General features: G+C 40.3%; 17 protein-coding genes. 5 read left to right on the forward strand and 12 right to left on the reverse strand.

Annotated features, from left to right (window positions below):
• The first annotated feature begins 11 nt into the window (after positions 1–11).
• Positions 12–1,730 (forward strand): ABC transporter ATP-binding protein, encoded by a 1,719-nt coding sequence (locus tag QMF37_RS05605; RefSeq protein ID WP_071153498.1) that lies wholly within the window; start codon positions 12–14, stop codon positions 1,728–1,730.
• A gap of 273 nt (positions 1,731–2,003) precedes the next feature.
• Here QMF37_RS05605 and QMF37_RS05610 read toward each other — a convergent pair whose 3' ends face one another.
• The 4 genes from QMF37_RS05610 to putP all read right to left on the reverse strand — a co-directional run bounded on the left by QMF37_RS05610 (position 2,004) and on the right by putP (position 7,429).
• On the reverse strand, positions 2,004–2,450 hold the full coding sequence (locus QMF37_RS05610) for a hypothetical protein (RefSeq protein ID WP_071153497.1): 447 nt from the start codon (positions 2,448–2,450) through the stop codon (positions 2,004–2,006).
• Between the two features lie 1,176 nt (positions 2,451–3,626).
• Complete coding sequence (hflX, locus tag QMF37_RS05615) at positions 3,627–4,898, reverse strand: GTPase HflX (protein WP_078080095.1); 1,272 nt, start codon at positions 4,896–4,898, stop codon at positions 3,627–3,629.
• Positions 4,899–4,976: 78 nt separating this feature from the next.
• Entirely contained in the window at positions 4,977–5,690 is a 714-nt protein-coding gene (locus QMF37_RS05620) for a VOC family protein (protein WP_071153496.1), read from the reverse strand.
• A gap of 218 nt (positions 5,691–5,908) precedes the next feature.
• Entirely contained in the window at positions 5,909–7,429 is a 1,521-nt protein-coding gene (putP, locus tag QMF37_RS05625) for a sodium/proline symporter PutP (RefSeq protein ID WP_078080094.1), read from the reverse strand.
• 112 nt (positions 7,430–7,541) lie between these two features.
• Between putP and QMF37_RS05630 the strand changes: the two genes are divergently transcribed.
• Positions 7,542–8,033: a DUF2188 domain-containing protein gene (locus QMF37_RS05630; RefSeq protein ID WP_283477121.1), complete on the forward strand. Its 492-nt coding sequence runs from the start codon at positions 7,542–7,544 to the stop codon at positions 8,031–8,033.
• Here the strand turns inward: QMF37_RS05630 and QMF37_RS05635 are convergent.
• The 3 genes from QMF37_RS05635 to desA form a co-directional block, all read right to left on the reverse strand.
• Positions 7,946–8,545: a response regulator transcription factor gene (locus QMF37_RS05635; RefSeq protein WP_058386459.1), complete on the reverse strand. Its 600-nt coding sequence runs from the start codon at positions 8,543–8,545 to the stop codon at positions 7,946–7,948. The two genes, QMF37_RS05630 and QMF37_RS05635, sit on opposite strands and share 88 nt — an antisense overlap.
• The gene (locus QMF37_RS05640) at positions 8,542–9,678 is read right to left on the reverse strand and encodes a sensor histidine kinase (protein WP_058386460.1); all 1,137 of its coding nucleotides are present in this window, start codon (positions 9,676–9,678) and stop codon (positions 8,542–8,544) included. The genes QMF37_RS05635 and QMF37_RS05640 overlap by 4 nt, the downstream gene beginning before the upstream one ends.
• A gap of 98 nt (positions 9,679–9,776) precedes the next feature.
• The gene (gene desA / locus QMF37_RS05645) at positions 9,777–10,796 is read right to left on the reverse strand and encodes a Delta(5) desaturase DesA (RefSeq protein WP_283477125.1); all 1,020 of its coding nucleotides are present in this window, start codon (positions 10,794–10,796) and stop codon (positions 9,777–9,779) included.
• A gap of 207 nt (positions 10,797–11,003) precedes the next feature.
• Here desA and QMF37_RS05650 point away from each other — a divergent pair, with 207 nt between their 5' ends.
• A complete protein-coding gene (locus QMF37_RS05650; protein WP_071153494.1) occupies positions 11,004–11,234 on the forward strand; it encodes a hypothetical protein in 231 nt (76 codons plus the stop codon).
• A gap of 595 nt (positions 11,235–11,829) precedes the next feature.
• On the opposite strand, the gene cydC is transcribed toward QMF37_RS05650, so the two are convergent.
• From cydC to QMF37_RS05670, 4 genes are all read right to left on the reverse strand, one after another.
• The gene (cydC, locus tag QMF37_RS05655; RefSeq protein WP_078080093.1) at positions 11,830–13,536 is read right to left on the reverse strand and encodes a thiol reductant ABC exporter subunit CydC; all 1,707 of its coding nucleotides are present in this window, start codon (positions 13,534–13,536) and stop codon (positions 11,830–11,832) included.
• The gene (gene cydD / locus QMF37_RS05660) at positions 13,533–15,257 is read right to left on the reverse strand and encodes a thiol reductant ABC exporter subunit CydD (RefSeq protein ID WP_283477128.1); all 1,725 of its coding nucleotides are present in this window, start codon (positions 15,255–15,257) and stop codon (positions 13,533–13,535) included. The genes cydC and cydD overlap by 4 nt, the downstream gene beginning before the upstream one ends.
• Before the next feature lie 173 nt (positions 15,258–15,430).
• Positions 15,431–15,604, reverse strand: coding sequence for a hypothetical protein (locus QMF37_RS05665; protein ID WP_169835251.1), 174 nt, complete (start codon positions 15,602–15,604; stop codon positions 15,431–15,433).
• A 284-nt stretch (positions 15,605–15,888) separates the two neighbouring features.
• Positions 15,889–17,532 (reverse strand): AMP-binding protein, encoded by a 1,644-nt coding sequence (locus QMF37_RS05670; protein WP_283477130.1) that lies wholly within the window; start codon positions 17,530–17,532, stop codon positions 15,889–15,891.
• 162 nt (positions 17,533–17,694) lie between these two features.
• On the opposite strand from QMF37_RS05670, the gene QMF37_RS05675 reads away from it, so the two are divergent.
• On the forward strand, positions 17,695–18,852 hold the full coding sequence (locus QMF37_RS05675; protein WP_071153490.1) for a class I SAM-dependent methyltransferase: 1,158 nt from the start codon (positions 17,695–17,697) through the stop codon (positions 18,850–18,852).
• Positions 18,849–19,103 carry a hypothetical protein gene (locus QMF37_RS05680; RefSeq protein WP_071153489.1) on the forward strand — a complete coding sequence of 85 codons (255 nt, stop codon included), beginning with the start codon at positions 18,849–18,851 and terminating at the stop codon, positions 19,101–19,103. The genes QMF37_RS05675 and QMF37_RS05680 overlap by 4 nt, the downstream gene beginning before the upstream one ends.
• 46 nt (positions 19,104–19,149) lie before the next feature.
• Here the strand turns inward: QMF37_RS05680 and QMF37_RS05685 are convergent, their stop codons facing one another.
• Positions 19,150–19,878: an alpha/beta hydrolase gene (locus QMF37_RS05685; RefSeq protein WP_071153488.1), complete on the reverse strand. Its 729-nt coding sequence runs from the start codon at positions 19,876–19,878 to the stop codon at positions 19,150–19,152.
• Positions 19,879–19,902 lie beyond the last annotated feature (24 nt).

Consider the following 19,902-nt stretch of genomic DNA (forward strand, 5'->3'; position numbering starts at 1 on the left):
GGTGGGATTTTTTGAGATTAAAACAATTTTTCACATATTATAGACCTCATAAGCGGCTGTTTATCATTGATTTTTCTAGCGCTGTTTTTGTTGCTATTTTAGAACTCGCATTTCCAGTGGCTGTTCAGTGGTTTATCGATGACTTGCTGCCGAGTGGTAATTGGGGAACCATCACTACAGTTAGCTTCTTGCTACTTGCGATCTTTTTGTTAAGTACGTTCTTACAGTATATCGTTAGCTATCTCGGTCACAAATTAGGAATCAATATCGAAACAGATATGAGAGAAGAGCTGTTCACTCATGTCCAGCGACAATCCTTCCGCTTTTTTGACAATACCAAAACTGGTCATATTATGAGCCGTGTCACGAATGATTTGTTCGACATTGGTGAACTTGCCCATCATGGACCTGAAGACTTCTTTATTGCCATCATGACGTTTTTCGGAGCATTTGGTATTATGTTTTGGATTAACCCAAAACTAGCGCTAGTTACACTCATTGTGATTCCGTTTCTAGTCTGGCTTATCACGTTTTGTAACATCAAAATGAACCAAGCTTGGGGCAGTATGTATGGCAAAATCGCGGATGTTAATGGACGTGTAGAAGACAGCGTTTCAGGAGCACGCGTCGTTCAATCTTTTACGAATGAAGAGTTTGAAATCGAACGCTTTAAAACGGATAACGACCGTTTCCGTCTAGCAAAAATGGTTGCTTATAAAGTCATGGCGGCAACACATTCCAGTATATATATGATGACCCGTCTATTAACTTTAGTCGTACTGGTTTACGGGGCATGGCTCAACTTCCAAGGTGAATTATCGTACGGAGAACTTGTCAGTTTCGTGTTGTTCTTGAACGTTTTGATTAAACCTATTGATAAAATTAGCGCATTGTTAGAACTTTATCCGAAAGGCATGGCTGGCTTTAGCCGTTTCCGGGATTTAATTGAACAAGCACCTGACATCAACGACCGGAAAGACGCCGTAGCTGTCGAAAAATTAACTGGAGATATCCGATTCGAAAATGTCTCTTTTGGCTATGACGATCATAAATTGGTCTTGTCAGGAATCGATTTGAACTTACGTGCAGGTGAAACGATTGCATTCGTCGGTCCATCAGGTGCTGGAAAAACGACGATTTGTTCGTTAATCCCTCGTTTCTATGATATCCAACATGGGTCGATTTCGATTGATGGTCTCGATATTCGCGACATGACCAAGCATTCATTGCGTTCACAAATTGGGATTGTTCAACAAGATGTCTTCCTGTTTACTGGAACGATTCGCGAGAACATCGCTTACGGCAAACGTCATGCCAGTGAAGAAGAAATTTTAATCGCTGCAAAAAAAGCGCATTTAGAAGACTTTGTTCGAAAATTACCTCAGGGCTACGATACACAAATCGGAGAACGCGGACTCAAATTATCAGGTGGGCAAAAACAACGTTTAGCCATTGCTCGAATGTTCCTGAAAAATCCACCTATCCTCATCTTGGATGAAGCTACCTCTGCACTTGATACGCAAACAGAGCGCGTTATTCAAGAGGCCTTGACTGAACTAGCAGAAAACCGCACAACGTTGATTATCGCCCATCGCCTCGCGACAATACGTGACGCTGATCGGGTCATTGTCGTAACGGAAGACGGTATCGCAGAACAAGGTGAATACGACGAATTGCTCCAAGCTGAGGGCATCTTCGCGAACCTTCACCGCATTCAGTTTCAACAATAAAAAAGATATTAAATAAGCCATAACCTTTACACAAAAAATTTAGACTATCAGGTTTTTGCATATTCAGTTGATTATCCTTTAAATTCATCGATTTGAAATGAGCATATAATGGTTTTCTTCACCTAATTCAAATTGCTTTGACAGTATTCGCACAAAGTAAAAAACTATCCACAAAATGATACAGAGATAATTTTTTCCATCCTAAAAGACCATAGACGAACTCGAATTATCCGAGCTCGTCTATGGTCTAAAAATTATTCATCATCCACTATATTATTGAGATTTCACACTTACAACCTGGTATAGATGGTACGTATCTTTATTGTTCAATTGTCTATGTTTTACAATAGTTACACCTTTCCCACTACTGTTGGCTGATTTAATTGATTTAGCCAAATTCTTTTGCCCTGTTGTATTTAATTTAAATATAATTTGAAAAGGTGCTTTAAGTAATTTAGGTACTTTCGTCTTATTAATTATTTGTTCTATTTTTTTAGATGTAAGAGCATTTTTTTCTATAGACGTTTGTAATTCTTTTGCGGTACATGAATCTAACTTAAGTGTCACTATCTCTGTAAGCATCCCATTAATTCTTTTGTTAACACTGCTTGATGTATTTGTCCCTTTACAAGTTGCTGCTTCAACTGAATTGTCATGTGTTGCAAAAGTAATAACTGACAAAGTCAAAATAAAAGCTAAAAATAATTTGAATCTTTTCATCTTTTCTCCTCCTTCTTCTACTATCTATATACTCCTATTTCTTATAAAAAATGTCAACCATAATATTTTGAACTTTCATGTTAATTAATTAAAATTATTTTTCTGACTAATTAAAAAACAATATTTTATATGTATACTATATTCGTGACTCACTAACTATAAAAAGAGCTGCTTATACGGAACAAAACACCTCTTATCAAAACATCTTCTAAAATTTTGAGGTATATAAGCTACACACGTAAAATTTCTAATAGTGGAATACAAATAGAAGGACTGACATCACAACGATGACGTTTAAGTTTTAATGAATTCGATGGAAATTCAAAGTACGAAAAAATTAGACTATCTGCTGTTGAAACAAATCTTTGACTTGTCTACCAATAAAAGCAGTCAAACAGTAGTCAACTTCAAGTTGGCTATGGGTAGATTCCTTAATTTTCAAAAGCTAAGTTATGCCTAATAGGATAAAATGCACAGTTGTTAGCTTGGCAAAAAATGTAATCCAGAATGTACTTGCCGAAATTCATATGTCGGAAGATGGTATTGCATTTTTCCTAGCACATGTCAATCAGTTCGAAGAATATTTTCGTATCTTCTTGATCGATTGTAGTAACCAACTTTGACTGAATGTCATAGAAGGAAATCACATAGTTCCTTTTAAGGTTCAATCAGATCTTGAATTATACTACGCCCTTTAAGGTATACATGAGATACTTTCTGCTTTAGATTAAATTGAAAATTCTCATAGTATAACTCTGTTCAGATTCCACCTATAGAAGCAACGAAACGTCCTACTTCTTTATATAGGACTTTCACCTGTTCATACATAAACTAAAAGTCAAGTTTAGCTTTCATTTTAAGGATGGATAGCTCCATGGTATTAAATGATCTAAGATCACTATCCTAATTTGATGTCTATGAGTATGTTTCTTTACCATTTTCCTTACCTCATATTTTTTGCGCATCTATTGCTATTGGAAATATCTTGAGTAAGAGAATATTTTTATATTCATCGAAATCTTTAACAAACCTCTATCGAAGATACTTCTCCTTCTAGGAGTCATTTCAAAGCGATTGTGGCAGCTATACTCCACAAATAAAAGAAGACTGCAGACAAACTCAAATGGTTTGAGATTGTCTACAGTCTTTGCGCATTTCTAACTTGAGATACTTTTTTTAATTTCCGACAACAAACTGCTGGTAGCGGTCATAGTCTGCATGACTTAACTCCACTTTAAGTAACGTGCCTTCTTCTTCGTATACGGTTTCATGAATACTGGCATGCTCATTAAGATATGCGACGATGTCACCGCGGTCGAACGGAATAACCATTCGACAAGTAACATAATCTGCAAAAATTAGTTTTTTAATAACTTCTAGCAACTCATCTAGACCTTTGCCTTCTTTTGCTGAAATCCATAAACCGTCGCCGTTTGCATTAGGGTAATGAACTCCTGCTAAATCTGCTTTGTTGTAAATATAAAGCGTAGGTACATTTTCTACCCCAACAGCTTGCAGAGTTAAATTCGTTACTTCCATCATATAATGGTGTTCTTCGTTAGAAACATCGACTACGTGCAGCAACAAGTCTGCATTACGGGCTTCCTCCAATGTAGAACGGAACGCTTTTACCAGATGATGTGGCAATTTGCTGACAAAACCAACTGTATCTGTCAGTAAGAAGCTTTTGTTGTCTTCCAAGCGAATTTGCCGAACAGACGTCTCCAACGTAGCGAAAAGCATGTCTTTTTCAAACACTTGCTTTTCTTCGTTTTGTCCCGTTTTTGCTAGCAGTCCATTCATCACTGTTGATTTTCCGGCGTTCGTATAACCGACTAATGAGACGACAGGCACACCTTTTTTGGTGCGCTGCTTGCGTTGTGTCACGCGCTGGTCTCTAATATGCTCGAGTTCTTTATGAAGCTTTGAAATTTGCTCTTCAATTTTCCGGCGATCCAGTTCAAGTTTGGTTTCTCCAGCTCCGCGGTTAGCTACGCCACCACTACTACCGCCACCTTGTCGACCAAGCGACGCACGCAGTCCTACTAAGCGCGGTAGCATGTACTGAAGTTGCGCAAGTTCTACTTGAACCTGTGCTTCACGTGTTTTTGCGCGTCGTGAAAAGATATCCAAAATCAGCATAGTACGATCAATCACTTTGCATTCCAAATCCTCTTCTAGGTTTCGGATTTGCGAAGGTGATAGCTCGTCATTGAAGATGACCAAATTGGCATCTGCCTCATCATAAAAAGCTTTAATTTCCTCTACCTTTCCGCTTCCGACATAGTGAGAAGGGTTGATACGATCTAAGTTTTGTGTGATTTCCCCGACCACTTCCACATTGCAAGCTTCTGCTAAATTATGAAGCTCGTCCATTCCGTAAACGAAATGAAGATCTTTTTGAAGTTGCACACCAACGATGACTGCTTTTTCTTGTAACTCATCCATTTATATTGTCCTCCTATTTCAGGAAAGGAAAATTCCCATTCGATATCTCTATTTTACCACAGTTTCTTTGCTATCCTCTTACAAGCGAGGTAGCCTGTACTGCCCTTGTTCAAATTCAAACTTATTTATACCCTCTTCAAAACAAACTTTTTCCAGACGTTCTTTTGGATGACTTGTTTTTCTGAATTCAATCAGACAATTATCTAATTGTAAGCTGCCACCTAAAATCGTCTTCCATGCAGTGGTCGCTTTTTCTATATCCCGAACCCCAAATACACAACGTTCGATCGTCAAGGTTTCGTTTAACGCTTGTATAGCGCCGTTATCTCTTAGCTTTTGATAGCGCTGAGCGTCTGTTTTTTGCCATTCGATAAAAAATGGAGCAGGCAATTTATCCGAGACTTGTTCTTTGATGAATAGCATTTTCCATTTGATCAGCTCTCCACTTTCAGTTTGACGTTTGGCTGTCAACACTCCAGAAGTATCCATTCCCTGTTTTCTCAAATCGTCATTTAAAACCTGAATATTATCCGTGCGCAAACAAATTGTTCCAAAACCAACTTGGTCATAGAGCAGTTGGTGCGTAAGCGGATGATCCGCTTGCAGAGCCACTTCTTCTTTTTCGATTGACAGCCACTCAATGTAACAATCTTTCAAATACAAGAGGACATTTTCCGTTCCCCAGTTTAAATGTCGCCCACCTTTTGCTGCATGAATTCCTTTTTCCTGCCAATAGGTTACGGTTTCTTGTGGATTTTCACGAACAAAATGAACAATATGATCTAACTTCATAAAGCACCTCACTTTTTCTGTCATGCTACCTCGTTCGCCATGGGTGTCCTAATTTCCTTTAAGTGCTAAAAAGTTAAATTACGGTATATCAAATTAAGTGGCCCGGTTACGAATTTAATTTCATATTAAGCTATCAATAATTTACATGCAGTAGCATTAAATCAAAAAAGACGTACAGCTTTTCCCGTAAGGAAATGCTGTACGCCTTTTGATTTTTCTTACTTGTCTTCGTTGATTAATCGAACCGTTTCATCAAACTCTTTCTCAATCTCTGCATCTGGTTTGTAAGTAACGAGACTCACAAGCCATGTCACGAGTAAGCACAAGAAGAAACCAGGAATGATTTCATAAACACTGCCTATGAAATTCGTCATTTCAGTAGCTCCAGGATCTTCTGGTTTTGTACCAACTAATTTCCAAACGATAACTGTTACAGCGCCGACAATCATTCCTGCCAATGCACCTTTTGAAGTTAGCTTGCGCCAGAATAGTGACAACAAAATGATTGGTCCAAAAGCAGCACCAAACCCTGCCCATGCGTAAGCAACTAGATCTAAAATAGTATTATTTTGTTTCCATGCTAGAGCGGCTGCAATGATGGCAATCGCTGCAACAGCCATTCTGCCAAGTGATACATATCCTTTAGCTGATGCTTCTTTTTTAAAGAAAACTTTGTATAAATCTTCAATAAGCGCTGAAGAACTTACAATAAGCTGAGAAGAAATCGTACTCATAATAGCTGCTAAAACTGCAGCCAATACAAATCCAGCCACTAATGGATGAAACAAAATTTGGCTCAAGTCGAGAAACACAGATTCAGGATCTACTAACGTCGCTGAAGGATTTTGTTGGAAATAAGCAATCCCGATAAGCGCTGTTGCAGTTGCTCCGAGAAGACTGAAAATCATCCAACTCATCCCAATGCGGCGCGCTACACGAACTTCCTTCAACGTTTTAATCGCCATAAAACGAACAATGATATGGGGTTGGCCGAAGTAACCAAGGCCCCAAGCAACTGCAGAAATAACGCCGATTGTCGAAGCGCCAGAAACCAAGCTCAACATATTCGGATCTACCTCGCGAATACTTGCAGCGGTTTCACCAAATCCACCTGTAGCAAAGATACCTACTACTGGTACGGCAATTAGCGCCAGAACCATCATAATTCCTTGTACAAAGTCTGTGTAGCTGACTGCCAGAAATCCGCCAAACAAGGTATAGGCGACCACGACAATCGAACCTAAGACAAGCCCTAAATGATAGTCCATTCCGAATGAACTCTGGAAAAATAAGCCTGAAGCTACCATTCCGGACGAAACGTAAAATGTGAAAAAGATCAAAATAATAATACCCGAAGCAATTCGTAACAACCGTGATTTGTCTTTCAGACGATTTTCCAAGAAACTTGGAATCGTGATGGAGTCGTTTGTGACAAACGAATAGATTCGCAGTCGCGGCGCAACAAAATACCAGTTCAAAAAGGCACCGATTGTCAATCCAATCGCGATCCAAACCTTAACCAGTCCACCTACATAAATGGCACCCGGTAAGCCAAGTAACAGCCATCCAGACATATCCGATGCACCGGCACTAAGTGCGGCTACTGCTGGTCCAAGACCCCTGCCACCAAGCATATAGTCGGATAAGTTGGCAGTTTTTCGGTAAGCATACCAGCCAATGTATAGCATGGCACCTAGATAAACAGATAAAGCAATGATTTGATAAGTTGCATCTGTCATTTTATCCCCTCCTTATTTAACAGTGTAACATTATTGTCACTTATTAAAAGTCCTCTTTTTCGGTTTTGCAGCAAATTCAAGGGGGAATTACAAGGACAAGGAGGCGATTTTAATGCCATGGAACGAAGATAATTATCCAGAATCATTTAAAAATCTTGATAGTGCTGTTCGTCATAAAGCAATAGAAATTGCCAATGCACTGCTTCGCGATGGTTACACAGAAAGTCGCGCGATTCCAATTGCCTTAGACCAAGCCCAAAAAACTGAAATGGGCGCTGAAGAACGACCTGTCTACGAAATCAGAAAACATGAAGATGGTTGGCAATTAAAGAAAAAAGACAGTAAAAGAGCGATTCTGATTGAAGAAACGAAAGATAGTCTAATGGGAGAAGCAAAGCGCTATGTTACAAAAAATCACGAGAACTTCACATCTATGCAGCAGACGGATCACTGTCTGAAACTCTGTACGAATCATCCTAAAACAGTAAAAAGCCGCTGTCGACTGACAGCAGCTTTTTACTTGAACCAGCCTTTCTCTTTAAGCCGTGAAATGGCTTCAATTCGATTTCCTACTTCTAACTTGTCCAATATTGTTGAAATGTAATTCCGTACAGTACCTGTTGTAATGAACAGCTCTTTAGCAATTTCTTTTGTACTACGTCCTTCAGCAATCAATTCCATCACCTGTTTTTCCCGATCAGTCAATGGGTTTTCGTCAGCATAAGCTAAGTCCACTAGTTCAGGAGCATAAATTCTGCGGCCATCCATAATTGTTCGAATGGATGTGGCCAAGTCTTCACTTGGACTATCTTTTAGCAAATAACCGCTAACTCCAGCTTTTCTAGCACGTTCAAAATAGCCTGAACGTGCAAATGTAGTCAAAATAATAATTTTACACGGCTTGTCTTTTAAAATTTCCGCTGCATCCAATCCGCTTTTCAATGGCATTTCAATATCCATGATGCAAATTTCTGGTTGCAGTTTTTCCACAAGCTCGATTGCCTCTTCTCCATTCGATGCTTTACCGACCACTTCCATGTCCTCTTCTAAATCCAACAGTGACCCTAAAGCCCCGAGCATCATTCGCTGATCTTCAGCTAATACGATTCGAATCATTTTACTGCCTCCTTTGAACTATAAAGAATTACGTTCGGCACCCGGATGTTCAAGGTCGTGCCTTCCATCACTTTAATTCCTACCGAACCATTTACAAACTCCAATCGTTCGCGCATACCAGCCAATCCGTTTCCTTGCAGAGAAGTATTTCCTTCTGGAAATCCTTGTCCGTCATCTTGCACTTGCACCAGAATTTCTTCGGGATTTTGCTTGATCAATACGCTGCAACGCGCTGCACCACTATGCTTCACGACATTCGTCACTGCTTCTTTTAAGCACATACTTAGAACATTTTCTACTAACAAGGGGGTGTTCGTCAGCTGCGGTGAACCGTAGAACACAAAATCAATTTCAGCAGCTTTTAAAATTTGCTGCACCCGCAAAATTTCTTCATCCAGTTTGGTGCCCCGCATATTAGACACTAACTCACGCACTTCTTTTAAAGCTGTACGTGCTGTTTGTCGAACATCGTTTATTTCATTTAAAGCAGACTCTGGATTCCGGTAAATCAATTTACCTGCTAAATCACTTTTTAAGCCAATTAAAGATAATTTTTGCCCCAACGTATCATGCAAATCACGAGCAATTCGTTCACGTTCTTCGATAATCACCAGTTGAGAAATTCGTTTGTTCGCATCTTCTAGCTGACCTTCTAATTTTTCTCGTTTGTTTCGGTTATACGTATTAAACGGCAATAAAATAACACCTAGTACACTAAGCACAATAAATGGTAGCTGAGAGATATACAATTCACTATGGTCAAAAAAGCCAAATACAATAGCTGCAATTGTCATGCCAATATGAAGGCCATAAATAATGAAAAATCCTACTTTATTGCGTAAATTACCGATAAAAAAGGCCACAAAAATAGACAGATATACATACCCAAACAAGAAAATCATTCCAATATTAATCGCCATTTCAAAACTTACCCAAACATACACAAAGCCAGTTCTTGAATTAAAAGACAACCGGTACGCAAGGAAAAACAACAACAAGAGCAAAATACCGAAAATAATTTCAGGTAATGAGGAAGATCGAAAGATAAAGAAGAATGGCAAAATACAAAAGATCACCCAAGCATAGAGACTCAGCCAAGGATTTTTAGGGAATATTTGATACCAGCTTTGCATAAGGGCCTCCTGTTCATTTCTATGTGATTTCATCATAGCAAATAATAAGCAAAAGAAAAAACCATTCCGCTAAGAATGGTTTTTTTCTAATTACTTTCTTATTGTTCAGCCGTTTTCGAATCAGCTAACAAGTGCTTGATTTCACCAAATGTAACGAATGTTTTATTTGGTGCATCGTATAATTTGTAGCTCAATGATTTAAGACTAGATTTAATATCAATTGTTGTTGCCTGTTGAAGTGGCGGTGTCGATTCATGTGCTTTTTCCAAGTTATAGTTTGGAACTCGAGGGCTCAAGTGATGCACATGGTGGAAGCCGATGTTGCCAGTTACCCACTGCAATACTTTTGGAAGTTGGTAATACGAACTTCCTTCGATGGCTGCTTTTACGTAATCCCACTCATTTTCGTCTTCAAAGTATGAATCCTCAAATGTGTGTTGAACATAGAATAACCAAATTCCAAGTGCTCCTGCGATGAACATCGTTGTTCCTTGCACGATTACAAATGCCTGCCAACCAATTGCTAAGATTAACAGCGTGTAAATGACCACAAGTGAAATATTGATCAAATACGTATTGTTGCGTTCTTTTTTGCGTGCATCTTTACGATTAAAACGACTTGAAATTAAGACTAGGAATAATGGTCCAAATCCGAACATAACAAAAGGATTACGATACATACGGTATTTAAAACGTTCCCATTTTGAAGCTTCTACATATTCTTCAATCGTCATAACCCAAATGTCGCCGACTCCGCGCTTATCAAGATTACCACTTGAAGCATGGTGAATCGAATGTTCTCGTTTCCACTTTTCATAAGCGAAAAGCGTCATGATCCCTGTTAGCGTACCAACAACGGCATTTGCTTTTTTGTTTTTGAAGAACGATCCGTGTGTGCAATCATGGAAAATGATAAACGTACGGATGACAAATGCTGCAGCTACTGCTGACAATGCAATTGTTAGCCAAATTGAGACATCAAGTGCTTGGTAAGCCAAGAACCATGCCAAGATAAAAGGTGGAATTGTATTTAATAATTGTCTAACACTCGATTTTACATCTGCTTTTTCGAAAGGGGCAACAAATTTGCGTAACTGTGCTGTTTTTTCTCTGCTCATGTTTTCAAATTCCTCCTTAAACGGACTTTTTCGGTCCGGATAACTTATTAATCATATCTTAACTGGAAATCCTCGGGCGAATAAGACACAAACGTCTATATTTCTATATGACAGTTGTCATGTATTTTAAGAAATCTACTCTTTTAAAATTACAAGCGATATGTGTATACTATAAATAGACAGAAAAATCAGAACGGAGTGAAGCATATGACTGGACTAGTCGCCGTCATTATGGTCTTTTCGATTCCACTGGCAGGTATTATTACTTCTCACCTTCAAACACAAACGAAGCTTAAAGGGAAAATGATCAGTGAGCAATTAGAGTTAGAAAAACTAAAGCATGAAAACTTCGTTATTGAAACACAGAAAATGCGCCTTGAGTTAGAGCAGTTAAAATTAGAGGATGCTAAAAAAGATAATAACCTGTTATTAAAATAGCAAGCGTGAAAAAGACGAAGCTTTTTCATTAGCCTCTAAAAAATGCAAGCTTCGGAACGCTCGATTGCACTCGAGAGAACCAAACACATTTTCTCCGTTAATTTTGCATGTGCCGTGGATTTGCGTCATCGTTTCATCTTAAAGAACTGCTTTAACCTTGCTTTCATTTTAGAGCCACGGACGATTTTTTGTATTTTTTCAGATTCAAAATGGCTGATGACAATGGAGACGGCTGTGCCCGCAGAAAGCGTTCGTCTGGATGGAGGACATCAGCCTGTTCTTTAACATGCAAAAAAAGGCTACACTCAATAGGTCGTTTTGATGACCTGTTGAGTGTAGCCTTTTTTGTTCGTCTCTATTAAAACTCCAGCGCCCAGATTCTCGGGTCATAAGCCTACCCGACTGTGTGGCAAAAAGCGCCACACTGCCGGTCTGTCTTATGCCCGTCGAATCTACATGGGCGCTTGCGCTTTTCTATGTCTAGGCTCCAGCGCCCAGATTCTCGGGTCATAAGCCTACCCGGCTGTGTGGCAAAGAGCGCCACACTGCCGGTCTGTCTTATGCCCGTCGAATCTACACGGGCGCTTGCGCTTTTCTATGCAAATACGCTGTTTTCTATTTGTTTTAATTGATAGAAATAAGCTTTTCTTTCCATCAGTTCTTGGTAGGTTCCACTTTCCTGGATACGCCCATTTTCCATAACGATAATCTGATCCATTTGTTCGAGTCCCGCCAAGTCATGACTAATAATGACGAACAAATCTTTGTCCCCTTGTCGGAATAGTTCTTGGTAAATGGCGTGAGCTGTTAAGTTATCGACGGAAGAAACTGGTTCATCAAGAAGCCACAGTGATTTGCCTCTTAGGATTGCCCGTGCAATAGCCAGTCGTTGCTTTTGTCCACCAGACAAATTCTGCCCCTTTTCTTCTACTGTCGTTGTCAAAGGAAACAATTCTAACTGAACTCTAGCCAATGCTTTTTTCATCTGCTCATCGCTTGCCAATGGATTGGCAAGCAATAAGTTGCTACGAATTGTGCCGTAAAAGAAATGATTTTCCTGCAATACGATATTCATTTCCTGCCAAACAGCTTCTTGTTCAAGCATCTCTACTGGCTTTCCACCGATTGACAATTGACCTTGTTCAACAGGAAAAACATTCAATAGTAATTGCAAAAGCGTTGACTTACCTGAACCACTTGGTCCGACAATCGCTGTTTTCGTGCCTGGCTTTAAATGGAGTGAGACATCATCAATCGCTAAGCTTTTTTCCCCAGGATAGCTAAAAGAAGCTCCCGTAAGTTTAATATCAAGCGGTCCGCTCGGAATTCCCTCTGCTCCTTGTAACACGGCGTCCTCAGAAACAACTTCTTGTAATCTTACTGCGGCTTTTCGGCTTTCTTCAAAATAAGTAGGAAACGCGGCCATAGGTGCTACGTTTTCAAAAGCGGCAATGGAAATCATCACGAGCATGGCCAAGTACAAGCCATTTAATTCACCTGCTGCTACAAAATACGCACCAACAGCTAACACAAAAAACGACACTAGTAATGCCACAAGCGCATTACTAGACTGCGCTAGGTTTTCCTCTAAGCCTTCTCTCCGCTGACCTTCGTTATATTGAGCCGCATCACTTTTCAACTGTTGCTCTTTTACACCAAGCTGCTGATAGATTTTCAGATCACGAAACCCATAAAGAAACTCCGTAGCTTCGATGGCTAAATTTCCTCGTTGTACTCTGACTTGTCCATCTGTACGACGCTTTCTACTAGAGAAGAGCGCTGGCACTGCCACAATTGTTAGCAGCATTCCGACCACCATCACACTAGCAATTCCCATAGAGAAAAACGCACTAAAGAAAATGGTGCTTAAAAAGACGATACCTAATACGACTGGCGGATAAAAAACGCGCAGCAGAAAGTTCTGTAAGCTTTCAACATCCCCAACAATTCGGGACAGCAAATCCCCACTCCGGTACTTACCAAATATTCCGGGAGCGAGTGGCGACAAACGTTCAAAAAATGACACTCTTAAGTGGCTTAGCATGGTAAAGGTTGCTCGGTGAGAATACAAACGCTCCCCATAACGACTCAACGCTGAAGCAAAGCCGAACAGTTTCAGACATGCTGCCATAACAACGAGTGTCGTCATCTGCGAGGTCAATGCCGCCTTCGAAATCAAATACCCACTTGAACCCATCAATGCTACGCTAGCAATTCCTGCTAAAAATCCGAAGGAAATCGCAATCGAGACATCCTTCTTCTCGATAAATGTTAGTTTTAGAATATGTTTTAATTCATTCATCGCTGGCTACCTCCCTGCTGCGCTGCGAGCATCTCTTCGTAAGGGCTATAGTTTTGCAGCAGTTCGTCGTGGCTTCCTGCAGCATCCAGATTTCCATTATCTAAGAAGAAAATCAGATCGGCTTGTTTAATCGTATGGAGTCGGTGCGCAACTGTAATAACGGTTGACGTCTTTTGCAACTCGCGAAGCGACTCTTGCAAAATTTGTTCCGTACGCAAATCCAGACCAGTCGTCGGCTCATCAAATAAAATAAGAGACGGTTTTTTTAGAAAGGCACGAGCCAGCGCAATCCGCTGTTTCTCTCCTCCCGACAAGCCACGTCCTGCTTCTCCGATTAACGTTTCAAAGCCCTGCTCAAGTGCGAAAATCATCTCTGCGATTCCAGCCTTTTTAGCTGCTGCAAGTACTTCTTCGTCGCTGACTTTCCGATTGGCTCCTATCTCCATGTTCTCTCGGATTGTCCCCGCAAAAAGATACGGATTTTGCGAGATATAACTTAATTGATCAAACCATGATTTTTCGCTAATAGCCTCTCTTGGAATGCCGTTCACAATCAGTTCGCCTTCGGTTTGCGGCAACAATCCAGCAAGTAACTGCATGAGTGTCGTTTTCCCTGAACCGCTCTTGCCGACAATCGCAACTTGGCTATAAGGCGGAATTTCTGCGCGCAGTGGATTCAAAGCAAAGCCCTCTCCGTATTGAAAAGACAATCCCTCTAATGACAAATGAGGCGGTTCTTGTGCCAGAACTTCATCTCCCCATATCAATACAGAATGTTTTTTCTCAAGCTCAGCACTTAATTGATTGGCTGCTGATACACTGCCACGTGCTGTATGAAAAGCACTACCAAAATCCTTTAACAAATTAAAAAAATCTGGCACTAAAATTAAGATAAAGAACGCTGTGAAAAAGCTAATACTGTCAAACACAACAAGACGCAAGCCAATTTCTAATGCGATTATGCCAATACTCAACATCGAAATATACTCCAGCATTAAAGAAGAAAGAAATGCAGACTTCAACACGTCCATCGTGGAGTCACGGAAACTCAGGCTACTTTTTCGAATTTCTTGCTGTTGTTTTTCAGCTTGACCAAATAACTTAAGCGTCGAAAGACCTTGCAGAATATCCAAAAAAGTACCAGAAAATCGGTTAAGCTGTTCCATTTTTTCGTCGGCTTTCTTCTTCGTTCCTTTTCCGACCATTGCCATGAACACAGGAATAAACGGTGCCGTAATTAAAATGATGATACCTGTTGTCCAGTTTTGAGTAAAAATAACCCCTAACAACAGTAAGGGAATGATATATGTTTGCACGAGTTGCGGAATGTATTTACTGAAAAAGCCATCTACTTCGTCTACTGAGTCCATTAGCAAGCTAACTTTTTGACCAGACTGACCTTGAGCCGCAGACAATAACGGATTTTCAGCAAAAGACTTTATCAGATCTTTTCGAAATTCACTTTTTACATCAGCAGCGAGATCGACTCCTGCCCTGCCAATTGCATAACCCGCTCCTGCACGCAATAAAATCGCCACAAACAAGCCACCAAACAATGGAAATAAACTCTCAAAAGCAGCATTTTGAAGAAAAACACGATCTGCAATGAAAACGAAAAAGAAAGCTTGTCCAATTGTAGCAATGCCTTTTAAAAGCGATGCCACTACCAGAAAAACCATTTTATTTTTTCGTTGAAATGCCAGTCGTTTTAAATCATTCATGCCATTCGCCCCTCTACTTTATCTCCTTCTATTATAAGGCATCCTTACCCGAAACCCCCGTCAGTTGCCCATGATAACTGGATTTCTGAAGACCTTTGTTACAGTGCTGTTCACAAATTTAGTGTTTTTGGGCAGATAAAAACCTCCAGGCAACCTTCCCTGCAGGTTTCGAGTTACTCGTTTTCAATTGTTTGCGTGCAAGGGTCCTCAGCAACGATGGCCATCTTTAACCAAGTCACGTCTGCTTGTATTTTTAGTTTCAAGGATTGATCAACGCATCTTCGGGATTCATTTGTGAGTTTGGTCAGTTCAGACTTAAAAACGGATAATTCTTCTGCTGTAATCACTGGAAACACCCTCTAAGTAAGGCTTTGATAACTTATGCTCGTTCAATGCAATAAAACATTATTCTCAAGCAAATCATCCATCCCCTCCTTTTACTGTACGAATGCTGAGCAGCAAATTTCCACTCAGTTATAACTACTATTTCAACTTAAATAATCCTTCTTTTTACTTATGTCCCCTTAGTTGCAGAAGTGTAAACTAAGGGGATAATTCATGAGTAGCTCTTCAGTAGCCCACGCAAAAAAGCGCCTCGAAAGACGCCTTGTATCTACATGATTCTATCTCTTTAAACTTCTGCTTTTTGGCTATTTAGAATGGATAATTCACGCAGCTTAAATTTTTGTATTTTTCCTGAAGCTGTCATCGGGTATTCTTTCGTAAACTCGATGTACCGCGGAATTTTATGATGAGAAATTTTGTCCTTGCAGTACGTTTTCAGTTCCGCCACAGTTAATTGCTCATCTTCTTTCAAGATAACCCAAGCCATCAATTCTTCTCCGTATTTCGGATCTGGCACACCAACCACTTGAACATCTTGAATAGCAGGATGCTGATAAAGAAATTCTTCAATTTCACGCGGATAAATATTTTCGCCTCCACGAATCACCATGTCTTTAATGCGGCCTGTGATGGCGATATAACCAGCTTCATCTTCCACCGCGATGTCCCCGGTGTGAAGCCAGCCTTCTCGATCAATGGCCACTTTTGTTGCTTCTTCATTATTATAATAGCCTTTCATAACATGATAGCCCCTCGTACAAAGTTCTCCAGGCATACCTGTCACGACTCCTTCTCCAGTCGCTGGATCAATAATTTTCACTTCTACTCCGGTATGTGGCTTACCGACTGTTGATACTCTTTTTTCAATATCATCATCCGCCCGTGTTTGCGTAATTACTGGAGATGACTCTGTTTGTCCGTAAGCAATGGTAATTTCAGACGCTCCCATATCCGTGATCACTTTCTTCATCACTTCAATCGGACAAGAGGATCCTGCCATAATACCTGTCCGCAGTGTAGAAGTATCGAATGATGAGAACTCAGGATGATTTAATTCTGCGATAAACATCGTGGGCACTCCGTGAAGCCCCGTACATTTCTCATCTTGCACCATCTGCAGCACGCGTTTGGCTTCAAACTGCTCTGCAATGACCATCGTCGTAGAATGGGTCACTGCCGCCATTGTCCCAAGAACACAGCCAAAGCAGTGGAAAAATGGTACTGGAATACATAGCCGATCGTTTTCCGTAAGACTCATCGTGTCGCCCACTAACTTGCCATTATTGACAACATTGAGATGTGTCAGCATGACTCCTTTCGGAAATCCGGTCGTGCCGGATGTGTATTGAATATTAATAACGTCATCAGGGTCCATCGAGTGGAAGCGCTCTTCAAGTTCCGAGTCGCTAACTTTTTTAGCAAAAGCCTTAAACTCTTGCCACGTGTAAATTCCCGGATACTTGTTATTGCTCATGACAATAACTCGTTTGAAATGAGGCAACTTAGCGTTTGTGATGTGTCCTTTATCAGCTGTTTTCAACTCCGGGCAAATCTTGTTTAATATATCTATATAACTCGTTCCTTTAAATTCTTCGCCCACTATTAAAGTTGTTGCGTCCGACTGCTCTAATAAATATTCAAGCTCACTCGACTGATAGCTCGTATTAACCGTCACTAAAACACCGCCCATTTTGCCGGTAGCAAATTGGCTTAAAAGCCATTCACGTTTATTGTCTGACCAAATGGCAACGTGCTCTCCTTTTTCAATGCCAATCCCGATAAATGCCTTTGCAAGAAGATCTGTTTCTTCATCAAACTCCTTGTAAGTTTTTCGGATTCCATGCTCTGGATAAACATACGCCTCAGTTTCCGGATTTTGTGCGGCTTGTTCTTTAACTATTTGACCAACCGTTTTTTGTAAAACAACCATTTTCCATCCTCCTAATTGAAAACGTTTTCAGTCTACTCTATATTATCACAAAATTCCGAAATAACAGAAGGGGCCTGCGCCTTAAACTAAAACGGACAGTTCGCCCTTTTTATACGCTGCATGATAAACTAAACCTATTACATGCAACGGAAGGGACTCATTATGGAATTACAAACCATGCAAGACCAACTCACTGAACGTCTGTTACAGCAACAACTGGTTTCAGCAACGATTAGCCAACCTAGACTAAAATCAAACGATATTAAGCGCATTAAACTAAAACCCGTTGAAATAAAAAAGGAATACTTGATTCAATTTGAATTTCAGCACGAACACGTCTTAAAGCATGAAAATTTACCAGTAGAAAAAGCTGCTGAGAAATTGGCTTTTCTTTTTACTGACTTTCGTCAGGCGCTGTTCCAATTTACAGATGAGCAAGTACAAATCCAGCTTTCTAAGAAGTTCAAAGTCAACTGGAAAGCCCAACAAACCGGCGAAAAGAAAGCTGAGCTATCCCATAATCGCAAAAAGCAGTATTTATTAGAAGACGGCATTGTCTATCCGTTTCTCGTACGCCTGGGTGTGCAAAGTCCAGATGGCAAAGTTAAAAAGCAGAAATACGATAAATTCCGGCAAATCAATCGCTTTATCGAATTTATTGATGATACGCTCGCTTACTTGCCACAAGACCGCACTGTTCGCATCCTCGACTTTGGTTCTGGAAAATCGTATTTAACCTTTGCGTTATATCATTATTTGCGTATTGAAAAAGGGTTAGACCTTCGCGTTACCGGACTTGATTTGAAAAAAGAAGTCATCGAAGAATGTCAGCAAATTGCGGCAGATCTTCGCTATGAACAACTTGAGTTTCTAGTCGGTGACATTAACGATTACAATAATGAAACGGCAGTGGATATGGTCGTTACGTTACACGCTTGTGACGTGGCAACCGACATGGCTTTAGCGCGTGCTGTTAAATGGGATGCCAAAGTGATTTTAAGTGTTCCGTGTTGCCAACACGAATTAAATAGCCAAATCGGTGCACCTGAACTCGGCATCATGCTGCAACACGGCTTGATTAAAGAGCGCTTCAGTGCTTTAGCGACAGATGCTATTCGAGCTGAATTGCTATCTCTTGTTGGGTACGAAACACAATTAATGGAATTTATTGATATGGAGCATACGCCTAAGAACATCTTGATTCGCGCTTATAAAACCGGTAAAAAACCAGTTGCTGGTCAATTTGATCGCTACCGCCAATTCACTAGCCTGTTATCGGCTAAACCATTTTTAGAAAACGAATTAAAGGAGTATCTATGAAACAAAAAAACTTGGTAAACGGCATCATTTTAGCTTTTTCGGTCGTATTGATCCGATTTATCGATGTCCAGATTTATGACATGAACTTGGTTGTGACATTGCTTATCTTAGTCGCTCTTATCTACGGTGCTATGCGATTTGTTGAACGCTTCCCGTCGCTTGATCAACCTGTTAGTAAACGTGCAGCCTTCACTGTTAATACGCTGGTGATTGTCGCTATCTTCTTGACGTTCTTTATTTTTAAACTATGACGAGCAAAAAAACGGTAGCTGAATAGCAGCTACCGTTTTTTGTCGATTAAGGAGAATTTTTGTTTATCCACTCTGTTAACGCTTTTACTACTTGGTCTTGTTGCTCAATCGCAGGTATTTCGGCTGCATTGTCACCTTTTTGCTCTCCGTATAAACCAAATTGTGCGTGGTTGCCACCTTTGATTTCCACAAAGACACTGTCATCAGAGAACAGCTTACGACTTTCTTCAATATCAGTAACTGTAGATAAGCCATCGCGTTCCGCATAAATCGACAACATGGGCAATCTGCTGTCCGAAAAGTCACCCGCTGGATAAGCACCCAGAAAATAAAGTCCGGAAAGTTTCGCTGATGAGTCTTCTGCATAAAAAGAAGCAGCTACGCCACCTAGAGAATGTCCTCCAAGAAACCATTCTTCGACTTCCGAATGCTCTTCGATGATGTCATGTGCTGTTCCAGAACCAAGAATCCCAAAATTCAAGGGCAGTTGAGGAATCGACACGACAAAGCCTTGTTCACTTAAGGATTGGCCAAGATAGGCATAAGCTTCCTTTTCAACTTTAGCCCCTTGATAGAGAATCACGCCTTTACCATTCGGCGTTGCTGGCTGAAAAATTAGTCCTTCTGCGTCACTTTCAAGTGCAGACAAATCTACTTTTTCAGTTAAGATTTCACTAGGTCCATAATCGAACTGAGCGTAAACAACAAAACCTGCAACTGCAATCACCAATAGCACAAAGACTGCTACTGCACTACGCAACAACCACTTTTTCATCGGAACACCTTCTATCTGAGTCTA

The organism is Planococcus sp. S3-L1 (assembly GCF_030063085.1).
GTDB classification, from domain to species: Bacteria; Bacillota; Bacilli; order Bacillales_A; family Planococcaceae; genus Planococcus; species Planococcus kocurii.

Bases quoted from the DNA above. Each gene is read 5' to 3' on its own strand.
- QMF37_RS05610 (WP_071153497.1), bottom strand. From the start codon at position 2,450: ATGAAAAGATTCAAATTATTTTTAGCTTTTATTTTGACTTTGTCAGTT.
- hflX (WP_078080095.1), bottom strand. From the start codon at position 4,898: ATGGATGAGTTACAAGAAAAAGCAGTCATCGTTGGTGTGCAACTTCAA.
- QMF37_RS05620 (WP_071153496.1), bottom strand. From the start codon at position 5,690: ATGAAGTTAGATCATATTGTTCATTTTGTTCGTGAAAATCCACAAGAA.
- putP (WP_078080094.1), bottom strand. From the start codon at position 7,429: ATGACAGATGCAACTTATCAAATCATTGCTTTATCTGTTTATCTAGGT.
- QMF37_RS05630 (WP_283477121.1), top strand. From the start codon at position 7,542: ATGCCATGGAACGAAGATAATTATCCAGAATCATTTAAAAATCTTGAT.
- QMF37_RS05635 (WP_058386459.1), bottom strand. From the start codon at position 8,545: ATGATTCGAATCGTATTAGCTGAAGATCAGCGAATGATGCTCGGGGCT.
- QMF37_RS05640 (WP_058386460.1), bottom strand. From the start codon at position 9,678: ATGCAAAGCTGGTATCAAATATTCCCTAAAAATCCTTGGCTGAGTCTC.
- desA (WP_283477125.1), bottom strand. From the start codon at position 10,796: ATGAGCAGAGAAAAAACAGCACAGTTACGCAAATTTGTTGCCCCTTTC.
- QMF37_RS05650 (WP_071153494.1), top strand. From the start codon at position 11,004: ATGACTGGACTAGTCGCCGTCATTATGGTCTTTTCGATTCCACTGGCA.
- cydC (WP_078080093.1), bottom strand. From the start codon at position 13,536: ATGAATGAATTAAAACATATTCTAAAACTAACATTTATCGAGAAGAAG.
- cydD (WP_283477128.1), bottom strand. From the start codon at position 15,257: ATGAATGATTTAAAACGACTGGCATTTCAACGAAAAAATAAAATGGTT.
- QMF37_RS05670 (WP_283477130.1), bottom strand. From the start codon at position 17,532: ATGGTTGTTTTACAAAAAACGGTTGGTCAAATAGTTAAAGAACAAGCC.
- QMF37_RS05675 (WP_071153490.1), top strand. From the start codon at position 17,695: ATGGAATTACAAACCATGCAAGACCAACTCACTGAACGTCTGTTACAG.
- QMF37_RS05680 (WP_071153489.1), top strand. From the start codon at position 18,849: ATGAAACAAAAAAACTTGGTAAACGGCATCATTTTAGCTTTTTCGGTC.
- QMF37_RS05685 (WP_071153488.1), bottom strand. From the start codon at position 19,878: ATGAAAAAGTGGTTGTTGCGTAGTGCAGTAGCAGTCTTTGTGCTATTG.